The sequence below is a fragment of the Rouxiella sp. S1S-2 genome, assembly GCF_009208105.1.
GTDB lineage: Bacteria > Pseudomonadota > Gammaproteobacteria > Enterobacterales > Enterobacteriaceae > Rouxiella.
This window is the reverse complement of record NZ_WFKL01000001.1, coordinates 735,757-756,923: the sequence shown is the minus strand read 5'-3', so window position 1 is coordinate 756,923 and position 21,167 is coordinate 735,757. Positions and strand designations below refer to the sequence as shown.

20 protein-coding genes and 1 pseudogene are annotated in these 21,167 nt (G+C 49.1%); 9 read left to right on the top strand and 12 right to left on the bottom strand.

Features of this window, described 5'->3' with window-relative positions; all coding sequences use genetic code 11:
* Positions 1–29: 29 nt before the first annotated feature.
* From cgtA to rplU, 4 genes and pseudogenes are all read right to left on the bottom strand, one after another.
* Positions 30–1,196 (bottom strand): Obg family GTPase CgtA, encoded by a 1,167-nt coding sequence (gene cgtA / locus GA565_RS03560; RefSeq protein WP_084983209.1) that lies wholly within the window; start codon positions 1,194–1,196, stop codon positions 30–32.
* A gap of 148 nt (positions 1,197–1,344) precedes the next feature.
* A pseudogene (locus GA565_RS24925) lies at positions 1,345–1,457 on the bottom strand (EamA family transporter); the annotation flags it as partial.
* 110 nt (positions 1,458–1,567) lie between these two features.
* On the bottom strand, positions 1,568–1,825 hold the full coding sequence (rpmA, locus tag GA565_RS03555) for a 50S ribosomal protein L27 (RefSeq protein WP_055782444.1): 258 nt from the start codon (positions 1,823–1,825) through the stop codon (positions 1,568–1,570).
* An 18-nt stretch (positions 1,826–1,843) separates the two neighbouring features.
* Entirely contained in the window at positions 1,844–2,155 is a 312-nt protein-coding gene (gene rplU / locus GA565_RS03550) for a 50S ribosomal protein L21 (protein ID WP_009636772.1), read from the bottom strand.
* Positions 2,156–2,414: 259 nt separating this feature from the next.
* Here rplU and ispB point away from each other — a divergent pair, with 259 nt between their 5' ends.
* Positions 2,415–3,386: an octaprenyl diphosphate synthase gene (ispB, locus tag GA565_RS03545; RefSeq protein WP_152197371.1), complete on the top strand. Its 972-nt coding sequence runs from the start codon at positions 2,415–2,417 to the stop codon at positions 3,384–3,386.
* Between the two features lie 43 nt (positions 3,387–3,429).
* Here the strand turns inward: ispB and GA565_RS03540 are convergent, their stop codons facing one another.
* Complete coding sequence (locus tag GA565_RS03540; RefSeq protein WP_152197370.1) at positions 3,430–3,795, bottom strand: DNA-binding protein; 366 nt, start codon at positions 3,793–3,795, stop codon at positions 3,430–3,432.
* Between the two features lie 147 nt (positions 3,796–3,942).
* Complete coding sequence (locus GA565_RS03535; protein ID WP_152197369.1) at positions 3,943–4,308, bottom strand: DNA-binding protein; 366 nt, start codon at positions 4,306–4,308, stop codon at positions 3,943–3,945.
* 651 nt (positions 4,309–4,959) lie between these two features.
* Here GA565_RS03535 and GA565_RS03530 point away from each other — a divergent pair.
* Entirely contained in the window at positions 4,960–5,295 is a 336-nt protein-coding gene (locus tag GA565_RS03530; RefSeq protein ID WP_152197368.1) for a helix-turn-helix transcriptional regulator, read from the top strand.
* Between the two features lie 15 nt (positions 5,296–5,310).
* Here the strand turns inward: GA565_RS03530 and mdh are convergent, their stop codons facing one another.
* On the bottom strand, positions 5,311–6,249 hold the full coding sequence (gene mdh / locus GA565_RS03525) for a malate dehydrogenase (protein ID WP_152197367.1): 939 nt from the start codon (positions 6,247–6,249) through the stop codon (positions 5,311–5,313).
* Between the two features lie 463 nt (positions 6,250–6,712).
* Between mdh and argR the strand changes: the two genes are divergently transcribed.
* Both argR and yhcN read left to right on the top strand, forming a co-directional pair.
* Positions 6,713–7,183 carry a transcriptional regulator ArgR gene (gene argR / locus GA565_RS03520; RefSeq protein WP_009636766.1) on the top strand — a complete coding sequence of 157 codons (471 nt, stop codon included), beginning with the start codon at positions 6,713–6,715 and terminating at the stop codon, positions 7,181–7,183.
* Between the two features lie 570 nt (positions 7,184–7,753).
* Entirely contained in the window at positions 7,754–8,017 is a 264-nt protein-coding gene (yhcN, locus tag GA565_RS03515; protein ID WP_152197366.1) for a peroxide/acid stress response protein YhcN, read from the top strand.
* A 149-nt stretch (positions 8,018–8,166) separates the two neighbouring features.
* Here the strand turns inward: yhcN and mpl are convergent, their stop codons facing one another.
* The gene (gene mpl, locus GA565_RS03510) at positions 8,167–9,549 is read right to left on the bottom strand and encodes a UDP-N-acetylmuramate:L-alanyl-gamma-D-glutamyl-meso-diaminopimelate ligase (RefSeq protein ID WP_152197365.1); all 1,383 of its coding nucleotides are present in this window, start codon (positions 9,547–9,549) and stop codon (positions 8,167–8,169) included.
* 168 nt (positions 9,550–9,717) lie between these two features.
* On the opposite strand from mpl, the gene fbp reads away from it, so the two are divergent.
* The gene (gene fbp, locus GA565_RS03505; protein ID WP_055782410.1) at positions 9,718–10,722 is read left to right on the top strand and encodes a class 1 fructose-bisphosphatase; all 1,005 of its coding nucleotides are present in this window, start codon (positions 9,718–9,720) and stop codon (positions 10,720–10,722) included.
* A gap of 174 nt (positions 10,723–10,896) precedes the next feature.
* A complete protein-coding gene (ppa, locus tag GA565_RS03500; protein WP_055782407.1) occupies positions 10,897–11,427 on the top strand; it encodes an inorganic diphosphatase in 531 nt (176 codons plus the stop codon).
* A 104-nt stretch (positions 11,428–11,531) separates the two neighbouring features.
* Here the strand turns inward: ppa and GA565_RS03495 are convergent, their stop codons facing one another.
* Genes GA565_RS03495 through GA565_RS03485 form a run of 3 tightly spaced genes read right to left on the bottom strand, consistent with a single transcriptional unit; the run spans position 11,532 to position 17,472 of the window.
* Entirely contained in the window at positions 11,532–11,882 is a 351-nt protein-coding gene (locus tag GA565_RS03495) for a gamma-glutamylcyclotransferase (protein WP_055782403.1), read from the bottom strand.
* A 2-nt stretch (positions 11,883–11,884) separates the two neighbouring features.
* Complete coding sequence (locus tag GA565_RS03490) at positions 11,885–15,733, bottom strand: translocation/assembly module TamB domain-containing protein (RefSeq protein ID WP_152197364.1); 3,849 nt, start codon at positions 15,731–15,733, stop codon at positions 11,885–11,887.
* Positions 15,730–17,472 (bottom strand): autotransporter assembly complex family protein, encoded by a 1,743-nt coding sequence (locus GA565_RS03485; protein WP_152197363.1) that lies wholly within the window; start codon positions 17,470–17,472, stop codon positions 15,730–15,732. The genes GA565_RS03490 and GA565_RS03485 overlap by 4 nt, the downstream gene beginning before the upstream one ends.
* A gap of 145 nt (positions 17,473–17,617) precedes the next feature.
* On the opposite strand from GA565_RS03485, the gene msrA reads away from it, so the two are divergent.
* On the top strand, positions 17,618–18,265 hold the full coding sequence (msrA, locus tag GA565_RS03480; RefSeq protein WP_152197362.1) for a peptide-methionine (S)-S-oxide reductase MsrA: 648 nt from the start codon (positions 17,618–17,620) through the stop codon (positions 18,263–18,265).
* Positions 18,266–18,471: 206 nt separating this feature from the next.
* Entirely contained in the window at positions 18,472–19,803 is a 1,332-nt protein-coding gene (locus GA565_RS03475) for a hemolysin family protein (protein WP_152197361.1), read from the top strand.
* A gap of 137 nt (positions 19,804–19,940) precedes the next feature.
* Here GA565_RS03475 and GA565_RS03470 read toward each other — a convergent pair whose 3' ends face one another.
* The gene (locus GA565_RS03470) at positions 19,941–20,144 is read right to left on the bottom strand and encodes a DUF1107 domain-containing protein (protein ID WP_055782386.1); all 204 of its coding nucleotides are present in this window, start codon (positions 20,142–20,144) and stop codon (positions 19,941–19,943) included.
* 418 nt (positions 20,145–20,562) lie between these two features.
* Between GA565_RS03470 and GA565_RS03465 the strand changes: the two genes are divergently transcribed.
* On the top strand, positions 20,563–21,120 hold the full coding sequence (locus tag GA565_RS03465; protein WP_152197360.1) for a YtfJ family protein: 558 nt from the start codon (positions 20,563–20,565) through the stop codon (positions 21,118–21,120).
* Positions 21,121–21,167: the final 47 nt, after the last annotated feature.

Below are 21,167 nucleotides of genomic sequence, written 5' to 3'. Positions count from 1 at the left end.
TAACAATAATGTTCTGTATTACGAGGTGATTAACGCTCGTAAATGATTTCAACGCCCTCGTCGTCTTCATCATCCCAGTCGTCCCAATCGTCGTCTTCTTCTTCAACTTCTGCCAGCTGTTCACGGTGATAATCGTCCCACATGAACTCAACTTTCTCTGGCACGGCTGCTTCAACGGACATGTGCTTAGGATTGGCGTTGATGAACTTCATCACTTCCCAGCACAGCGCATTAACACCGTCACGGTTAGCGGCAGAAATCAGGAAGTAATCGCCTTCCCAGCCCATGCCTTCAGCAATCTCTTTTGCACGACGCTCGGCTTCTTCCTGCCCGATAACGTCAATCTTATTGAAGACTAACCAACGTGGTTTGGATGCCAGATTCTCATTGTACTGCTTCAGCTCGTTGATGATGATTTTGGCATTTTCAACCGGATCTGATTCATCGATTGGCGCAATATCAACAAGGTGCAGCAATACGCGGCAGCGCTCAAGATGTTTGAGGAAGCGGATACCCAGACCCGCGCCGTCGGAAGCGCCTTCAATCAGACCTGGAATATCGGCCACCACAAAGCTTTGCTCGCTGTCCATACGCACCACGCCCAGGCTTGGAACCAGGGTGGTAAATGGATAATCGGCAACTTTTGGTTTTGCGGCAGAAACAGCACGAATGAAGGTAGATTTGCCTGCGTTTGGCAGACCCAACATCCCTACGTCGGCAAGCAGCATCAGTTCCAGGGAAAGGTCGCGCAGTTCACCTTTGGTACCCATGGTTTTCTGGCGCGGAGAACGGTTAACGGACGATTTAAATCGGGTGTTACCCAATCCGTGCCATCCACCTTTAGCGACCAGCTGTACCTGGCCATGACGTGTCATGTCGCCCAGGACCTCACCCGTTCCCTGATCCAGTACGCGAGTACCGACGGGGATTTTAATGGTGATATCTTTGCCGCGTTTGCCGGTACAGTCTCTGCTCTGTCCGTTCTCGCCGCGCTCGGCACGGAAAGATTTTACAAAGCGGTAATCGATCAGGGTGTTCAGGTTTTCGTCAGCGATCAGAAATACGTCGCCGCCGTCTCCGCCGTCACCGCCGTCAGGACCGCCGTGTGGAATATATTTTTCGCGGCGGAAGCTAACGCAACCATTACCGCCATCGCCCGCTACGACCAGGATCGTCGCTTCATCTACAAACTTCATTTGAACTGTCTCCGTAAATCATTCACCCGGATGCTTGAATTAGCCATCAGGTCTTGTTCTGTTCCTGGTTGCATTCACAGGTCGATTGCAGACAACATTGCCACTGCAATGCCCATCAAAGCAGTAAATCAACCGGTTAAGGTCAACCTCCGCAGGACAGAAGACAGGCTACTTGCCAGCGTAAAAAAATGTCTCAGGCTTCGCCAAAGGAAGCAGTGCGATAGCACATAAAGTGTACAGCAAAATGAGAATCTGCGTTGAAGTCAGTTTTCCTGACGTCCATTTTCTTGCCGGTGTTGGCCAACAGAATGTAAAAAGCCCCGCAACTAATTGCGGGGCTTACATCAATCTATCTAGACGAGAACGGTAAATTAAGCAGCTTCGATGCTGATGAATTTACGGTTGTCCTTGCCTTTAACTTCGAACTTGACTTTACCGTCAGTCAAAGCAAACAGAGTGTGGTCACGACCGCAACCCACGTTGATACCAGCGTGGAATTTGGTGCCGCGCTGGCGAACGATGATGCTGCCTGCCAGAACTGATTCGCCGCCAAAGCGTTTTACGCCCAGACGTTTAGCTTCTGAATCGCGACCGTTGCGGGTGGAGCCGCCAGCCTTCTTGTGTGCCATAGTTCCGCTCTCCTAATCTTAAGCGCTAATGCCGGTGATTTTAACATCAGTGAACCACTGACGGTGGCCCTGCTGCTTACGGTAGTGCTTACGACGACGAAACTTAACGATCTTAATTTTCTCGCCACGACCGTGAGCAACAACTTCTGCTTTGATCACACCGCCAGCAATTAAAGGCAAGCCGATGTTGATTTCTTCACCGTTAGCGATCATCAGAACTTGGTCAAACTCAATTGTTTCACCAGTTGCGATGTCCAGCTTTTCCAAGCGAACAGTTTGACCTTCGCTTACTCGGTGTTGTTTACCACCACTTTGGAAAACCGCGTACATATAAAACTCCGCTTTCCGCGCACTCAACTTTGTATAGTCCAGAGGGCGCTATAAATATTCACAATAGGGCGCGAATTCTACGCAAAAAATCAGCATAAGACAAGAGCACAATCACTAGAAAAGAAGAAAAAAAGCGCAGTTCACTGGAACTCGTTTATCTCACTCATTTTTCAAGTACAATCTCTGCTACAGTTTGCATCATGTGCCAATGTGAGCCCGTTCTCATTGCGGTGAAGAGAAATACAGCCGAAAAATCACAATGAACCTAGAACAGATTACCGACCTCACCGAACAGGATATGGCTGCAGTTAATGCGGCAATTCTCGAACAGTTGAACTCAGATGTTACGCTCATCAATCAACTAGGCTATTACATCATTAGCGGTGGTGGTAAACGAATTCGCCCGATGATTGCCGTTCTTGCTGCACGCGCGCTTAACTACGGCGGCGACAAGCATGTGACCGTTGCCGCGCTGATAGAGTTTATTCACACTGCAACGCTGTTGCATGATGATGTCGTGGACGAGTCTAATATGCGTCGTGGCAAAGCAACCGCCAATGCTGCATTTGGAAACGCAGCCAGCGTGCTGGTTGGCGATTTCATCTACACCCGCGCTTTCCAGATGATGACTGACCTGGAATCGCTCCCTGTGCTGGCGTTAATGGCCAAAGCAGTGAACGTGATTGCCGAAGGTGAAGTGCTGCAATTGATGAACTGCAACGATCCGGACATTACTGAAGATAGCTATATGCAGGTTATCTACAGCAAAACGGCGCGTCTTTTTGAAGCTGCTGCACAGGCATCCGCCATGCTTGCCGGGGGCAGTGATGCGCAGATAACCGCACTGCAGGACTACGGCCGCTATCTGGGCACTGCCTTCCAGCTGATTGACGATTTGCTCGATTACGACGCCGATGGCGACACGTTAGGCAAAAATACTGGCGATGACCTCAATGAGGGCAAACCTACGCTGCCGCTGCTGCATGCCATGAAGCACGGTGATGCACAGCAATCCACCATGATCCGCGAGGCTATCGAGCAGGGCAACGGCAGACACTTGCTGGAACCCGTGCTTGCGGCTATGCATCAATGGGGTTCGCTAGATTATACGCGCCAACGCGCTGAAGAAGAGGCTGACAAGGCGATTTCCGCACTGCAAGTGTTGCCTGAATCACCCTACCGGCAGGCCCTGGAAGGCCTCGCTCACTTAGCCGTGAAGCGCGATTTCTAAATCGGCCGTACCATCAGGCTGCCCTTTTTTTGGGCGGCCTGACTTAATGAGATTTTTCATCACTGAATGAGATACGTTTGATCATCGCCGTCATACCTTCACGGACAATAAAAGATACGATCTGTTCGCGCTCGGCTTCACTAAGTTGCTTATAACTCTCAATCCATATGAGTAAAGGGTCGTGATAGGAAGCGCACAAATATTCTGCTGATTTTTCCTGAATAATTAACGCTGGTTTCGTCATATTCGGCAGACTGTCGATATGATATTCAACGGCCCTGCCCTGCACACCCATGCGGCGTCTTTTTTCCCATCCCTGTCTTCTTGCCATTCCATGAATTCCCTGTGTTGAAGTCGGGAGTCCATTAATTCCAACGAGATCTTTCGCTGCAAACCATTCCTTTTTCATGGCATTCCTTTTATTAGTCTTAACTCATAGAAATAACAGCAAAAATTTATACATGCTTATGCTGTACGCTCTACAATTAACACATAAGATGACACATTTACATCAACAGCCAATTAAAAAAGGGTGATAAAGCGTTCAATTAAAATCTTAATAAATACTTTTATTGGAAACATTCAGCCTATTTATCATTTCGGTCATACCTTCACGCACAATAAAGGTAATAATCATATTTCGCTCTTCTTCACGTAGCTGTTTATAACTTTCGATCCAAATGGCCAAAGGATCCTGAAAGGTTGAGTACAGATATTCTGCAGACTGCTCATTCAGTGCCAACTTTGAGGCTGCTTTTACCGGCAAACTTTCAACATGATATTCCACACCTCTTCCCTGAACACCAAAGCGCCGACGTCTCAGCCAGTTTTGTCGGCGAGCCATATTATGAACTCCCTGTGTTGTCGAAGGGAGGCCGGTAAAACTAATCAGTTCTTTAGCAGAAAACCACTCTTGATTCATAAAGTCACTCTCTAATTAATACAGGAGAATAATAATTGAAAATAACACCCTGCATATTTGGTTGATTATTTTTGTTCTTGCGAAGCCAATGAAGAAAAGCCTTTACATTGAATGCTAACTTATACCACTACACAGTACCACTGTGCATCTATAAATTAAAACACCATTACTTAAGCTTTTGTGATGAAATATTTTTATGGATAAAATGTAAATCGAGCAACTTATTTACCACCACAAGATAATTAATTTTTAATATTAAAGTATTTATTAAATTAAAACATAACATATTCAATAACATGCATTGTTAAAAAATTATTTATGCGGCTTAATTTATTAGAAAGGAAAACGGAAGTTAAACAATTTAATTGTGCTCGTACGCTCTTAATAAAATCCATTAATTCAAATATCACTTTCTAATAATCTCGACTTGACCACATAAACCCTTAAATAACAGCCAGTTATTGAATATCAAAACATGAACTAGTAGTTTGTATAATTCGTTCATTTAATGATGAAAAATAATTGTTCTTTTTGAGAAAGGCGTTTGAACAAAGTACGAAAATTTGCTCTTATATGTTTCCTAATAGAATATTGAAAACACCCTATTATTTAGGAAGTAAATTTGCCGGCTCATTATAAAAGGGAGCGACTATGTTTTTACGGAAAGAAGATTGGCACCACGCTGATATCATCGCATCATTGCATAAACAGCGAACGACTCTGGCAGCCTTATCGCGATCTGCAGGATTAAGTTCTTCAACTTTGGCTAATGCACTTTCACGCCCGTGGCCAAAGGGTGAATGGATAATTGCAAATGCGTTACAATTGCACCCGTCGGAAATTTGGCCGAGTCGATATTTCTGTCCGAAAACTGACGAATTGCTTGAAAGAAAAATGCGAATTAAAGCGCATCAGCCCAGGGCAACAACTAGCGCAAAAAGTACACCGCCGAAAGAGTTTCCGGCGGATAATGAGGAACAGGGGTAAAATTATTGTTATGGATTAGTTGTTAATGAACTGCTCACCTAGTTCTATATCCTTACGCAGAACGTCCAACATCGAGTCCAGCGCCTGTTGTTCAAATGCGCTTAACTTGCCGAACTCTTTGAGTTCGGCGACCCCATTTTTACCCAGTAATATCGGCTGAGCAAAGAAACGGGTGTATTCGCCACTTCCCTCTACGTAAGCGCACTCAACAATACCGGTTTTACCCTGCATTGCGTGCACCAGTGAAAGGCCTAACCGCGCCGCAGCCTGCCCCATAGAAAGCGTTGCCGAACCGCCGCCTGCCTTGGCTTCAACAACTTCAGTACCTGCATTTTGAATATGTTTCGTGAGCTCAGCCACTTCACTGTCGGAGAACGTAATACCCGGTACCTGAGAAAGCAGAGGCAAAATAGTTACCCCTGAATGGCCGCCAATAACCGGTACTTCTATATCTTGAGGCTGTTTTCCTTTTAACTCGGCAACAAACGTATTGGCACGCAGCGTGTCCAGCGTGGTTACACCAAACAGTTTATTCTTGTCATAGACGCCGGCTTTTTTCATGACCTCGGCCGCTATGGCCACCGTAGTATTGACCGGATTGGTAATAATTCCGATGCAGGCCTGGGGACAGGTAACCGCAATCTGCTGCACTAAATTACGCACAATGCCGGCATTAACATTAAAGAGATCCGAACGATCCATGCCAGGTTTACGGGCAACACCGGCAGAAATCAGAACAACGTCTGCCCCTACTAACGCGGGGGTTGCATCTTCCCCGCAGAATCCTTTGATTTTAACAGCGGTTGGTATATGGCTGAGATCTACCGCCACACCCGGAGTGACGGGGGCGATGTCATACAGAGAGAGTTCAGAGCCAGCTGGCAATTGGGTCTTAAGTAGAAGAGCGAGGGCCTGTCCGATACCACCTGCGGCGCCAAGGACTGCAACTTTCATCCTATACTCCTTTTTAAATGACGTTAAAAATACCGCGCATTCATTCACTTAATAACCTTAGTAAACAGCCGTATTAAAAACAAACGGCTTATAGAGAGATTGCGAGCTGGCGCAGAATTTAAAATAGGGCGCTATCGATGTGCTTTGATTATTTTGTTTTTCTTATCATTGAGATAAAACGAAGGGATACCACCAAGCCGAAGAAAAGTAACCATCTAATTTTAGTAAATTAAATGAAAAGAGGATTTATTATCAACTAATGGTTATTTTATTAAAATAATTTTAATATTAGCGCCTGTGCTAATTCATTCATTCGGCATATTCATTTAAGTTAATAATTATGAAATAAACCTGAACCTATAAAAGTTAACTCTTTCTTGCTTAATTTCCTTTTGCAGGATTGCATAAAAATGCAAATATATGCATAATCAACGCACTATCATCGTGATTCTATGGGTGCAAAATGCGTAATCCTGCTAAACAGGAAGATTTAATCAAAGCTTTCAAGGCTCTCTTGAAGGAAGAGAAGTTCAGCTCTCAGGGTGAAATCGTTGTCGCACTGCAAGATGATGGCTTCGAAAACATCAATCAGTCCAAAGTTTCGCGCATGCTGACCAAATTTGGTGCGGTAAGAACGCGCAACGCCAAGATGGAGATGGTGTATTGTTTGCCGGCAGAAATTGGGGTTCCCACTACCACCAGTCCGCTTAAAAACTTGGTACTGGATATCGACTACAATGATGCCGTGGTTGTCATTCGCACCAGTCCGGGTGCTGCGCAGCTTATCGCCCGCCTGCTAGACTCATTGGGTAAGTCAGAAGGCATTCTTGGCACCATCGCAGGTGACGACACCATTTTTATTACCCCGGCACGCAAGTTTACTGTCAAACAACTTTACGATGCAATTTTAAGCCTGTTTGAACAAGAGCTGTAATAGTTCAGGGTCGCCGCGCATCGCGCCGGCTGACCCAATATTCTTCCCTCGTCCCACAGTACCCTCGTGTTATTCGTCACTTCCCAGCTTAAGCAGCATAATCATCTGATAGATATCGCACATATAGCTAAATCAACTTAACAAATTGATTTAAATAATGTTTAGGCGCAGTCGCTCGATAAATAATCATCTATTATGCTTTTTGGTTATAAAAAAGGCAATAAGTGGGCTTTTAACACCCCTAAAAACTATTAGCAAACTATTAATATTTTACGTTATTAGATGTACACTTGTTTTCGTGATGTGAATCACATTGAGTTAAGGCATCACAACCTTGTTATAAGACGAGATTTGAATATCCATTCAAATGCCGCCGATAAAACGGATTTATCGCTGCAAAAATTCTGCATTATGTGCACAAACCTCCGTTCGCAAGACTCACGCGACCCCGTTTGGCATAACGCCCTTTTTTACAGTTCTGATAAGTCCATCAATTAAACCGTGTGACCGTCTTCACCTGCAATTTTTACCGTCAAGACAGGTCGTGCAAAGGTAAATGAGGAAATTATCATGAAAATCACTACAGCTATTGCCGCATTGGCTCTCTTTTCTGCCGTATCGTTCGGCGCTTCTGCTGCTCAACTCGTGACAAATCAGCAGGCTGAAAACCTGCAGTCTGTCGGCACAATCAGCGTAAGTGGTATCGATGGCGTGCCTAGCGATATTCGCCAGCAGCTTTCTCAGAAAGCAGACAGCCAAGGGGCATCGTCTTATCGTGTCATCGAAGCACGTAATGACGGTAACTACCACGCGACTGCCGAAATTTATAAGTAACAACGAAATATTGGCGAGAACGGCTTTACCCTAATAATTTGAATATAAACAATTAATACGCCGTTCTCTGGCGCTACCGAACCCTCGTCGTCCTGTCCGACGACACCCTTTTGCCCTCGCTTGCGAGGGCTTTTTTTAGGGTTTAACGCTTACTTCCGGTTAGCCGCAGACTCAGCTTTTTTTTCAAGCGCCGCCAGTAATTTACTGTGGATCCCGCCAAAACCACCGTTGCTCATCACCAGAATATGGTCGCCCGGCTGAGCCGTCTTGACAATCATGTCCGTCAGCCCGTCAACGTCGGCATGCCAGTGCGCCGGTTGAATACAGCGTTCGGCAACTTCAGCCACCTGCCACGGGATATTTTGCGGCTGCAGCAGGAATACCTCATCAGCACGTCCCAAAGAAGGGGCCAGTTCGTTTTTGCTCATGCCCATTTTCATGGTATTTGAACGAGGCTCAAGCACGGCAATGATCCGCGCAGTGCCGCCCACTTTGCTACGAAGAGCAGCCAGTGTCGCCAGAATAGCCGTAGGGTGATGGGCAAAATCGTCATACACGCTCACGCCGTTGGCAATACCACGAAGCTCCAGACGACGACGCGCATTGATGAACCCGTCCAGCGCCCTGCAAGCATCGGCAGGATTAACCCCCACGTGGCGCGCGGCGGCAACGGCCATCAGGGCGTTGTGCATATTATGTTCACCCACCAGCGACCACGAAACCTCGCCGGCAACTTCGCCGTTAAGCATGACCTGAAACTTGCTGGCGTCCGGCGTGGTTTTCTTGGCATTCCAGGTGCAGCCGTCACCGGCAAATTCCTGTTCGCTCCAGCATCCCATCGCCATAACCTGTTTAAGCGGCGTGTCGTGCTCGGGCAGAATGATTTTACCCTGTCCCGGAACCAGCCTGACCAGATGATGGAACTGTTTCTGAATCGCCTTTAAGTCATCGAAAATATCGGCATGATCAAATTCGAGATTATTAAGGACAAGCGTACGCGGGCTGTAATGAACAAATTTGGAACGTTTGTCGAAGAACGCACAGTCATATTCATCAGCTTCGATGACCATGAATGGGCTATTGCCCAAGCGCGCAGACACATCAAAATTGCCCGGTACGCCGCCAATCACATAGCCTGGCTCGTAACCGCACTCTTCGAGGATCCACGTCACCATGCCCGCAGTGGTGGTTTTGCCATGTGTACCGGCGACGGCAATCACCCAGCGGCCTGGAAGTACGTGGTCGTGAAGCCACTGTGGACCCGAAACATAAGGGATACCCTGCTCGAGTACCGCTTCAACGCATGGATTGCCTCGCGTCATCGCATTGCCGATGACAACCAGGTCTGGCTGCGGGTCTAACTGAGTGGGTGAGTAGCCCTGAATCAACTCAATTCCCTGACTTTCCAACAACGTACTCATCGGTGGATAGACGTTGTCGTCCGATCCGGTTACCTGATGTCCCTGTGCGCGGGCCAGCATTGCCAGTCCGCCCATAAACGTGCCGCAAATCCCAAGAATATGAATGCGCATAAATTTTCCATTATTGCTCTTAAGTCAGTGGCTATTCTAACGCTCAGAATCCTCCAGAAGAAATGGATTTGCCTATGATCCGTCCATATATTTGGGCTAAACTGCTTACGCTTCTGTAAAAGATTTATTAAAAATCGGTTACTCATCCTAGGATTCAGGGAACGTATCATGAAAACGTTAGGCGAATTTATTGTTGAAAAGCAGCAAGATTTTCCACATGCCACAGGCGAGCTTACTGCGCTACTCTCGGCAATAAAACTTGGTGCCAAGATTATTCATAGAGATATCAACAAGGCAGGTCTGGTAGATATACTCGGCACCAGCGGCGTTGAGAACATTCAGGGCGAAGTTCAGATGAAACTCGACCTGTATGCTAACGAAAAGCTCAAGGCTGCAATGAAAGCGCGCGGCGAAATTGCCGGCATCGCGTCTGAAGAAGAAGACGAAATTGTTGTCTTTGAAGGTGAACGCGCAAATAATGCGAAATACGTGATCCTGATGGACCCGTTGGACGGCTCGTCCAACATCGACGTTAACGTTTCAGTCGGCACTATTTTCTCTATTTACCGCCGTACATCACCACTGGGCCAACCGGTTACCGAAGCCGACTTCCTGCAGCCGGGCAGCCAGCAGGTTGCAGCGGGCTACGTGGTTTATGGGTCATCCACCATGCTGGTTTACACCACCGGTGCTGGCGTTCACGCATTTACCTATGACCCGTCTTTAGGCGTATTCTGCCTCTCCCACGAGAAAGTCATGTTCCCGCCAAAAGGCTACATGTACTCCATCAACGAAGGGAACTACATTAAATTCCCTAAAGGCGTTAAAAAGTACATCAAATACTGCCAGGAGCAGGACGAAGCGTCCGGCCGCCCTTACACCTCACGCTACATTGGCTCTTTGGCTGCAGATTTCCATCGCAACCTGTTGAAAGGCGGCATTTACATTTATCCAAGTACCGCAAGCCATCCTCAGGGCAAACTGCGTCTGCTTTACGAATGTAACCCAATGGCCTTCCTTGCCGAACAGGCTGGTGGTAAAGCCAGCGACGGTAAAAACCGTATTCTGGACATCGTGCCTACCAAGCTACATGAACGCGCGCCGTTCTTCGTCGGCAACAGAGACATGGTTGAAGATGCTGAACGCCTTATCAAACAGTACCCTGACGAATAAAAATCCAAGCTGGGCTGTTTGCTAAATTACTTTTAAGTACCCAAACTCCGGGGTGGCATGATGCCGCCCCGATTCTTTTTTAGGAAAAAACGGACCATGAAAAGGCGGGAATTCCTGTCGGAGTTGGCTATAATGTCCGGCACTCCATTTCTGGTTCAATAAAGGAAACCAACAATGAGCTTACTCAATGTACCGGCTGGCAAAGACATGCCAGAAGATATCTATGTTGTTATCGAAATTCCGGCCAACGCCGATCCAATCAAATATGAAGTAGATAAAGATACCGGTGCACTTTTTGTTGACCGTTTCATGTCAACGGCGATGTTCTATCCGTGCAACTACGGTTACATCAACCACACTCTGTCTCTTGATGGTGACCCGGTTGACGTTCTGGTTCCGACCCCATACCCGCTGCAACCAGGTTCAGTTATTCGCTGCCGTCCAGTTGGCGTATTGAAAATGACTGACGAATCGGGTGAAGATGCGAAAGTTGTTGCGGTTCCACACACCAAGCTGAGCAAAGAATACGATCACATCAAAGATGTGAACGATCTGCCTGAGCTGCTGCGTGGCCAGATCACCCACTTCTTCGAGCAGTATAAAGCGCTGGAAAAAGGCAAATGGGTTAAAGTTGAAGGTTGGGACAACGCAGAAGCGGCGAAAGCCGAGATTGTTTCTTCATTCGAGCGTGCTAAAGCAAAATAAGGCCGCTGCCTGCTTTGCTTTGTCGCAAAAAAAACACCGCCCGTTGGGCGGTGTTTTTTTACCGACTTTATACTTAACTGACGAAGACGACCCTTACCTTTTTCTCACTTATCTTCATCCGCACGTTTGAGCCAGTCACCACCCTTAATACGCTCTACTCCCTCGAGAGAACGAATATACAGATAGATCCAGGCACTGCCGTACGGCGTGGAGATTAGCTCACGACGGTAATCTTTGGTGTTACTTTTCAGCTCGTCAAGCTCAGCCATAATGGATGAGTTGATGCGGTAAACTTCGCAATAGATTTTCCCTTCCCCGGGAACTGCTGCCGGATAATGCCCCAAATTATAAAGGGCATAGCCGTCAAGCTCGTGGTCACCCAACCACTGAGCGTTTGTCATCCAGTGACTATTACCCTGCTTGCGTCGTAAACTGCCGTAGACAATTATTCGCATGGTTAAAACTCAAACTGATAGAGCAAATCTAATGCCTGATCTATGCCAGACACCGCTTCCAGATACAATTTAGGCATTAAACGATAGCGCAGCGTCAGGGTCGCCAGTGAGTCAAAAATACCCACTCCGTACTTAACTTGCAGCCCAGGCAGGACATAACCACTGACCACAACCTGAGAGCTGTCCCCAACGCCCTGCGTATCCAGCGCCAAATTACTGACGCCAAATGCCTCACCGATTTTACCCACAAGTTTGCCACTTTGTGCAACCCCCATGCCGATAAGCATTGAAGTCATGGCGCTACTGTCGGCTCCCGAACTGTCGAGTCCCTGTCCGCGTAACAAATAAGACAGCGCTTCTTCCTGCGACATGGTCGGGTCAGAGAAAACCTCAAGCTTAGGCGCGTCTGCTTCACCGGTTACCCGCACACCTGCCACCACGTCATTTTCGGTGGAATCCGGATTACGGATGGCCTCGAGGTTGAGCAACGGCTGGTCTGCCGGACCCGAGAACAACAGCTGGCCTTTTCTGACAATGAGGTCTTGCCCGTAGGCGTGGAACCGACCGGAAGGAATATCAATCTGGCCGTTTAATCCTAACCCACGTTTGTCCTGTTGTACTTTGAGTGCGCCTTTCAAGCGCGCTTTCAGACCAAAGGCATCGAGTCGAACATCATCTCCGATGTTCACCACAAGATTCGTGTTGATAGGTATCGAGGTCGATGCCGGAGCTATCGGCTGATGCTGGTTATTTAGCATAACCTCATCAGACGAGACGCCAACCGCGCTCTCCGGAAGCTCCTGAACCGTAATACGCGCCCAGGGAATATCAACCCTACCGTTCAACGAAAATGCCTGCGGTGTAGCATCAAACACTAGATCGGGTGAGACATCAAGCCGAACCATTGGTGGAACCGATACCCTAACCTTATCTCCCTTCGCCGCGATACGCGCACGCCAGTTATTTGGCTCACTCCAGTCTGCATTACCGTCAAGCGCCAACTGCCCGTGGTTGGTCCTGATGACCCCCGCAAGCAGCGATGACATACCGTTGAAATTAATGTTCAAATTGGCGTTAGTGATATCAAACGGCATAAACTGCGCATCAAAATCTACATCGGTCAGCGCCAGCTTGCCGTAAACCTGCGGCATTTTAGCATTCCCTGCCACGCGTAAATTGGCATTGAGTATGCCGGAAGCTTTTTCACCGTCCATAAGCGCCGGCTGCAAAATACCCATAGAGATGCGAGTGATGTTGACGTTACCGCTGAGATTACGTTTGCCCAATGGATCGGCAATCTGAATCTTGCCATCAAGCTGACCATTGTTGGCAATTTTGATTAACCAATCAAGATTCGCGCGACCGTTTTGCAGTGCAGCATTAAGGTTAAGCGTATCGAAAGCCACGGGCAGAGGATTGCCCTGCACAATCTGCTGCACTTTTACCCCTTTGCCTACCAGCGACACGCTGGCCTGCGGCAAACCACCCTGCGCCTTCCAGGCAACGTTGGCCTTGCCGCTGAACTGCCCAGCAAGCTGGGTATCGTCGGTCAGGAAGGGTTTTAGCATTGCCAAATCAAAGCGATTAAGCACGATGCTGGCCTGCCCGCTGGCACCGGCGTCGATGGTCGTCGGCACACAAACGTCGGCATTAGGGTTCTGCCAACAGTGAGGACCTATGGTCACACGCTGCTCGGTATTAAAGTAGGTCAAGGCAATCGGACGCGTTAGACGCCACTCGCCCACCGGCGTATCAAACAGCGTATTGCTGATAGTGCCTTTCCACTGCTGCGTTTTGCGTTCAAAACTTCCGTTCAGCGCCAGACGCCCGCTGACCGGTTTACCGCTCACACTGAGGTTAAGCTGATGCTGCTTTTCATTACCTTTGGCATCGAGTGTAATGTCGCTAATATCCAGCGCATCCTGCTTGAGTTGCTGAACCTTAACCGCCAGCGTGCCCTGTATCTGGTCACTTGACGTCACATCCCCCTTAATGTTGACACGGCTGACGCTCATAGCCTGCCATTTCAGATTACTGGCCGTTAAATCAGCCAGCACCTGCGGCGCTTTCAAATTACCGCGTAGCTGGATCATGCCTTTAACAATCCCCCCCAGTCCCGGCAGTGCGCCGTCGAGGTGAGGCGCATCGACGTTGGCATCCAGCACCCATTTGTCGCTAAGCTTGCCCTTAACGTCGAGGTTATTGCGGCCGAGTTCAAGATGCAGCTGCGGAATATCCCACTGGCCGTAGCTGTTGCCACGCAGATTACCGCGGGCCTTCACCAGATTCTTTTTAACGTTACCGTCGAGTTCGAGAGTAGGAACCTGAAGCTGCCAGGTGCCGCCGTACAAGCTGCCGCGCATGGCAATCTTGCCCTGCAGTTTGGCCGGCCACTCCGGCCACTGTTTGGCAGTATCAATGCCGTTCAGGGTCAGCAAAGTATTCCAGCTTACCGCCTTGCTCCAGTCCACCACGCCGGTCAGGTCGGTATTGCCCTGTAGCGCGGCCAGTCGCAGTAGCGTCAGTTTAAATTGCTCAAGGTTACCTTTACCGTCTACTGAAAGGTTGGCCGAGGGCAGTTGTTCACCGCTGAAGCTGGAGCGAAGAGACAGCGCATAGTCCGTTGCCTTGCCGCTGAACTTCATAGTAAAGCCTTTCACCTGATACTGCGGCGTACCGGTCAGCGGCCACTGCAGCGCGTCGCTTTGCAAATTCAGGTCAATCGGCAGTCCAGCTTGTGCCAGCTCGGTTTGCACCGCTAACTGAGCGCGCACTGGCCCTGAAAGGTTTACGCCGACTTTTAACTGATTTCGCAGCTCACCGCCGACGGTCAGTTTTATTTTCTCGCCCTTCAAGGGATCGATATTGACCGCGGTATTCACGGTCATATCGACCGGCCAGTTACCGCTTAGCTGCGCCTGCCCCAGGCCGTCAATGGATCCCTGCGGGGATCGAACCTCAAGCTTATCAAGCTTAAATTGCTGATTTTCAGTGGTAATTTTTAGCAATAGGCGGTTAATCAGCAGGTCGTTATCACCGGTCAAACGCAGATTTTCACCGGTGATTTGCTGAACGGTGAGATCCAGCGGCAGCTTGAAGTCCGGCAGCTCAGGCAGCAACGGTTTAGCAAACAGCGCCTTTAACGTCTCGCCAATCGGAGGCTCTTCAGCGGCAGATTTGGCTGCTTTTTCTGCTTTTTTCGCCGCATTGGACGGTTCGCCGGTCACTTTCTCCGTCACTTTTTCCACGGCTTTGTCGGTAGCTGCCTGTACAACAGGCGGCAGCGGGTGCGGCGGTGTTTTTGGCAGAGCAATAAGCAAACCAGAGATGTTGGTCGGTAGCAGCGTGAGTGCGCGGTCCTTCCACTCTATGCCGGTGCGAAACTCCGCCAGCGACACCGTTTTGTCATCAATGGTGACGTTGACATTATTGAGCGTCATCAGTCTCAGATTGATGGGATAAGGCGTGCTGAGGTTGGTCAGCGGCTCGCTGGACTCCGGCTCTGGCGCGGTTGAAGGCGCCATCTCTTGGGTGTTGACCACCACATTGACGTCCTGCGCGCGCACGGCGTTCACACACAGCTGGCTGTGCCTGAAACAGGATAAATCAACGGAAAGATGGAACTCACCGGCGTGGACGTCAACGCCGGGCATTTTATACTCCACGCCTTTTAGTGTCAGACTGCGCCAGCCGCCCTCGACGTTGGCAATCGACAGTCCCGGCACAAAGCGCTGCGCGCCGTTAAGCAACAGATGCAGACCGGTTTGCGTACCCACCAAAAAACCTACCGTGCCAATCAGCAGCAGCAGAATAATCAGGAACGCCAGGCAAATCTTTTTAAACAAACTCATAGTTCTGGACCCAGGCCGATGTAAAATTGCAATCCATGCTCGTTCTGATCACCCACCGGCGCAGCGATGTCAAATTTGACCGGACCAATCGGTGACGCCCAGCGCACACCCACGCCCGCACCCGTTTTAACGTCGCTTTTCGCGATATCATTCACCGCTTCGCCGCTGTCAACAAACACCGCGCCCCACCATTTTCCGGTCACGTTATATTGATATTCAAGGGAACCGGTCGCCAGTTTTGATGCCCCCGTCAGCTTGCCATCGTCATCTTTAGGCGAGATAGACTTATATTTATAGCCGCGAATACTGCGATCGCCACCGGCGAAGAAGCGCAGTGAAGGCGGGACTTTTTCAAAATCGTTAGTTTCGATCCAACCCACGTTGCCGCGCACCACAAAGCGGTTTCTGTCACCTAACATGCGGATCCAGACGTTTTGCGCCTGCACTACGGCAAAGTCGATATCTGAGCCCCAGGTGGTATCAGAGACGTCGAGAGAATAGCGCTGCGTATCACCCCAGGTTGGCATCAGGCCGCCGCGTGAACGGGTTCGGCTAACGGTTACACCCGGATAAATCAGCATCGTGGTGTTGGTGACGTTACCCTGCGTAAAGTGGTCGAGGCTCCAGCGCAGGTTCACCGAGCGCTGCCAGCCGCTGTCACTGTCCCAATAGCGCGCCACGTTGGCGGTACTTGAGTCAGACTTGGTGTCGTTAAGGTCTTCACGTTTGAAGCCCCCTTGCACCAGATAATATTGCTGGAGGGGATCTTTAAGCAGCGGGATTTTATAGCTCAGATCCAGTGTTTGTTCAGGTGCAGACAGGCTGACCGAGGTCTCAAGGCTCTGCCCGCGATCGTTTAGCCACGGTTTTTTCCAGTTGGCTTTCACTCGCGGCCCCACGTCGGTGGCATAACCGCCACCGAGTTCAAGGGTGTTACGCGTGCGCGGCGTGACGACAGCATTGAGCGGCAGCGTTTTACTGGCTTTGGCTTCTTTATTGTCAAAGTCAGGCGAAACGACCACGGAGTTGAACCAGCCAGTGGCGGCCAGACGGCGGTTTAGCTCGGCCAGCTGCGCCGAACTGTAGTAATCACCTTTATGGAAAGGCACGACGTTTTGCAGATAGTCATTGCGTATCTGCGCGCCTTCGAAGTTGACCTGCCCAAAACGATAGCGCTGTCCACTGTCGAAATCGATATCCCAAAATGCCTGATGTTCATCTTCAATCACCCCTAGCTGGCTCTTGCGCATATCCGCATCGAAATAGCCTTTGCGCAGGGCAAGACCGCTCAGCGAGCCTTTGAAACTGTCATAGGTTCCGTGATTGAGGAGGGTGCCATTGGCCGGTACTTTAGTTCTTTTCAGGGCTTCGAATTCGTCATCCTGTTTCGCCTGCCCTTCTATCGTGACGGTGGTTCCGGCGATTTTTATCGGCGTACCCGGCGAAACTTTAGCAATCAGAACGGGCCTGCCCGGCGGCGGCGTTTGAACAAAATCAAAATCGATGGTGGGCTGATAGTAGCCCAAGGGACGAAGCCCCAGCTGTATCGCCTCACTGACCCTGGCGCGGAAACGGCCATCGGCAGACACCTCGTCAGTTCCAATGGAAGAGAGGCGTACGCGAACGTTTTTCTGCAAGTCTCCACTCAGTCCTTCCAACTGCAGCCGCACCTTGGCAGCATAGGATAACGGGGGTACCAGCAGTACGGCTAACAAACAAAGTTCACGGTATCGTGGCACAAGCTCTCCTGCTATGTTTCATTATCCTGTTAAAATAGCTATGCAAATCGTCGCCGTAGTACGATGTGCATAAGGTGCTATTGTGTGCAAAGACACTATCAGATACAACCAACAACTTTAATGAATAATATGACTGGAGTCTCTCGTGGTCCAACTCTCAGATAAAACACAGGCAATTACTAAAGAAGATGCGCTGCCAGGTCGCACCACACCGATGCCGGTCGCCACGCTTCACGCCGTAAACGGCCATTCCATGACTCACGTTCCTGATAACATGCAGGTTGCTATTTTCGCGATGGGTTGCTTTTGGGGCGTAGAGAGACTCTTTTGGCAGCTGGACGGCGTTTACAGCACGGGGGCAGGCTACGCGGGAGGATTTACGCCTAATCCAACCTATCGGGAAGTGTGCAGTGGTCAAACCGGCCATGCCGAAGTGGTACGCGTGGTGTTTGATCCCACAATAGTCAGCTATGAACAGCTCCTGCAAACGTTTTGGGAAAATCATGATCCCGCTCAGGGTATGCGCCAAGGCGGAGATATCGGCACCCAGTACCGTTCAGCCATCTACGTGCTCAGCAGTGAACAGCAGGACGCGGCGCAGGCGAGCTTTACGCGTTTTCAGCAGGCCATGCGGGCGGCCAACGACAGCCGCCACATCACCACTGAAATCACTGAAGCGCTGCCCTTTTACTACGCTGAAGATGACCATCAGCAATATCTGTACAAAAATCCGCAAGGCTACTGCGGACTCGGCGGAATTGGCGTGTGTCTGCCACCGCAGCTTCAGAACTGATTCAGGGGCGGGGAAAACGGCTAGAGATTCAGCAGTGGCGGTTATATCATTGGCACTGCTATACTATGCGGGCCGCAATCGCGGCCCGGTAAATACGTTTCTTGCTGTTATCTTAGCTTTTATCACCTTCGCGTGATTTTTCTTTTAACAATACCAAACGATTTACCTTCCCTGTCGGCCCTGCGCCGGTGTTAAACGGATAGACTATGTTAAACAGTATCTTACTGATTCTTTTATTAATCGCGATCAGTGCCTTTTTCTCCCTTTCGGAGATATCGCTGGCTGCCTCACGTAAAATCAAACTCAAACTTTTGGCAGATGAAGGAAACATCAACGCCACGCACGTGCTTAAAATGCAAGAAACCCCAGGATTGTTCTTCACCGTGGTACAGATTGGGCTTAACGCCGTTGCTATACTCGGTGGTATCGTCGGCGATGCTGCGTTCTCTCCGGCATTTCAACTCTTTTTCGAGAAGTTCATGTCACCTGAACTTGCCGATCAAGTCAGCTTTATCTGCTCATTCGTTCTGGTCACCAGCCTGTTCATTTTGTTTGCTGACCTGACACCGAAGCGCATCGGTATGATTTCACCCGAAATTGTTGCCGTTCGGATAGTCAACCCGATGCGTTTCTGCCTGTTTGTATGCAGGCCTTTGGTCTGGTTCTTCAACGGACTGGCAAACGTCATTTTCCGCCTGTTTAAGCTGCCAACCGTGCGCAACGACGACATCACCTCCGACGATATTTATGCGGTGGTGGAAGCCGGCGCCTTGGCCGGCGTGTTACGCAAGCAGGAACATGAGCTGATTGAAAACGTGTTTGAGCTTGAATCACGCACCGTACCCTCCTCCATGACTTCCCGCGAAAGCGTGATTTACTTTGACTTGCGCGAAAGCGAAGACAGCATTAAGAATAAGATCTCTACCCATCCACACTCCAAGTTTTTAGTCTGCGACGGGCAAATTGATCAGGTTGTGGGCTATGTCGACTCAAAAGACCTGCTGAACCGCGTATTGGGTAATCAAAGCCTGATGCTAAGCAGCGGCGTGCAAATCCGCTCGGCGCTGATCGTGCCGGATACGCTGACCCTGTCTGAAGCACTTGAAAGTTTTAAAGCGGCGGGTGAAGACTTCGCAGTAATTCTTAACGAATACGCGTTAGTGGTGGGCATTATTACCCTCAACGACGTGATGACCACGCTGATGGGTGACCTGGTGGGTCAGGGCATGGAAGAGCAAATAGTGGCCCGCGACGAAAACTCGTGGCTTATCGAAGGCGGAACGCCAATCGAAGACGTCATGCGCGTGCTGCATATTGAAGACTTCCCGCAGTCGGGCAACTACGAAACTATTGGCGGCTTCATGATGTTTATGCTGCGTAAAATTCCTAAACGCACTGACTTTGTGAAATTTGCCGGTTTCAAGTTTGAAGTGGTAGATATCGACAGCTATAAAATTGACCAGCTGCTGGTGACCAGAATAACCGATAAGCCAGTGACGCCTCTGCTGCCAAAATCGCCGCAAGACATCGCCGAGTAGTCCGCGTTAGTCCTGTCATGAAAAACGAAAGGCCGCGAATCATTCGCGGCCTTTTCTGCTTTGGCGTAAAACCAGTAAATTATTGCTAATGACTTGAAACTTAATACAAATAAAGCGTAAATGACGCCTTGTCGATTCTAAGCATTAAGCTGCAAATGCATAACCTGCTTGTTTACCTCTGACATCACGCTGAAATGGCGCTTGTCGCGAATTTTTGGCAACAAAATCTTGCCCTGATCGAACTCAAATGCCCCGACATCCTTGATGTACAGGCGGCCTCTGAACAACGTTTTCACATATTTCGCCACCATCAGTGGGTTATAACGTTGGAAGATCCTCATTTTGTTTCTTTTTCCTCCCTTTTGGTATCTCGCATGCTCAGACTCGACGCTGACCAAAAGAATCAGTACAGATTGTCTGAGTGGTACTTTTCCTACACTGAGTAGACCTTGAAGGTATCACCCAGTTCCCTTTATACCAGTCCATTTCACTACTTTTACACACGCTGACGATACTGACGTTCAATTTTAAAACGCTGGGCAGTGTAACCCTTCAATATGTACCGGATATTACAGCGCATTAATTTTTCACTATTCTACTGCCTGCCGCCATCAGACAAAATCCAAATTTTTGCTAAGGACAGCACATTGTTGACGTTTCAACAGGACAGACCACTTGAAAGCATTCTATGCTTCTCACAGTTTGTACTGCCGTTTGCCTCACAAATACCCTCCCTTACCGAAATTGACAGGAGAATCTATGCTCGTTAAGTTTTTATCAATTATAGCCTGCTTATCAGTTTCATTTATGGTTTCAGCCCACAATTTTGACATCGGTAAACGCGTTAACGCCGTCGGCATTGATGATAAGGGGGAGCTTAACTACACCAATGGTGAATTTAGCTACAGTAAATGGAACAGTGCCAAGCTGCCGGGCAAGGTGCGCATTTTGCAGCACATCGCCGGACGCACCTCTGCCCGAGAAATGAATGAACCACTGATTGAGGCGATAAGAAAAGACAACCTGCCGCGCGACCGTTACCAGACCACCACCATTGTGAACACTGATGACGCCATCATTGGCAGCGGATTGTTTGTACGCCATAGCATAGAGGGCGGTAAAAAGGAGTTTCCGTGGTCGCAGGTTATCGTCGACAGCAACGGAGCAGCACAAAGGACCTGGGCGCTACAAAGCCAAAGTTCGGCCATTGTGGTATTGGATAAAGACGGCATTGTGCGTTTTGCCAAAGAAGGCGCGTTAACGGCTGAAGAGGTGCAAAAGGTGATTGATACGGTGAATCAACTGGTGAAAGAGTAGGAAGCGGATGAGCGAAAAGTAAAAGCGCACAGCGGCGCTTTTACGCT

Bases quoted from the DNA above. Each gene is read 5' to 3' on its own strand.
- mdh (WP_152197367.1), bottom strand. From the start codon at position 6,249: ATGAAAGTTGCAGTCCTTGGCGCCGCAGGTGGTATCGGACAGGCCCTC.
- yhcN (WP_152197366.1), top strand. From the start codon at position 7,754: ATGAAAATCACTACAGCTATTGCCGCATTGGCTCTCTTTTCTGCCGTA.
- GA565_RS03465 (WP_152197360.1), top strand. From the start codon at position 20,563: ATGCTCGTTAAGTTTTTATCAATTATAGCCTGCTTATCAGTTTCATTT.
- GA565_RS03475 (WP_152197361.1), top strand. From the start codon at position 18,472: ATGTTAAACAGTATCTTACTGATTCTTTTATTAATCGCGATCAGTGCC.
- argR (WP_009636766.1), top strand. From the start codon at position 6,713: ATGCGTAATCCTGCTAAACAGGAAGATTTAATCAAAGCTTTCAAGGCT.
- GA565_RS03535 (WP_152197369.1), bottom strand. From the start codon at position 4,308: ATGAATCAAGAGTGGTTTTCTGCTAAAGAACTGATTAGTTTTACCGGC.
- GA565_RS03495 (WP_055782403.1), bottom strand. From the start codon at position 11,882: ATGCGAATAATTGTCTACGGCAGTTTACGACGCAAGCAGGGTAATAGT.
- rplU (WP_009636772.1), bottom strand. From the start codon at position 2,155: ATGTACGCGGTTTTCCAAAGTGGTGGTAAACAACACCGAGTAAGCGAA.
- GA565_RS03470 (WP_055782386.1), bottom strand. From the start codon at position 20,144: ATGAGGATCTTCCAACGTTATAACCCACTGATGGTGGCGAAATATGTG.
- GA565_RS03490 (WP_152197364.1), bottom strand. From the start codon at position 15,733: ATGAGTTTGTTTAAAAAGATTTGCCTGGCGTTCCTGATTATTCTGCTG.
- GA565_RS03530 (WP_152197368.1), top strand. From the start codon at position 4,960: ATGTTTTTACGGAAAGAAGATTGGCACCACGCTGATATCATCGCATCA.
- ppa (WP_055782407.1), top strand. From the start codon at position 10,897: ATGAGCTTACTCAATGTACCGGCTGGCAAAGACATGCCAGAAGATATC.
- fbp (WP_055782410.1), top strand. From the start codon at position 9,718: ATGAAAACGTTAGGCGAATTTATTGTTGAAAAGCAGCAAGATTTTCCA.
- mpl (WP_152197365.1), bottom strand. From the start codon at position 9,549: ATGCGCATTCATATTCTTGGGATTTGCGGCACGTTTATGGGCGGACTG.
- GA565_RS03540 (WP_152197370.1), bottom strand. From the start codon at position 3,795: ATGAAAAAGGAATGGTTTGCAGCGAAAGATCTCGTTGGAATTAATGGA.
- ispB (WP_152197371.1), top strand. From the start codon at position 2,415: ATGAACCTAGAACAGATTACCGACCTCACCGAACAGGATATGGCTGCA.
- cgtA (WP_084983209.1), bottom strand. From the start codon at position 1,196: ATGAAGTTTGTAGATGAAGCGACGATCCTGGTCGTAGCGGGCGATGGC.
- rpmA (WP_055782444.1), bottom strand. From the start codon at position 1,825: ATGGCACACAAGAAGGCTGGCGGCTCCACCCGCAACGGTCGCGATTCA.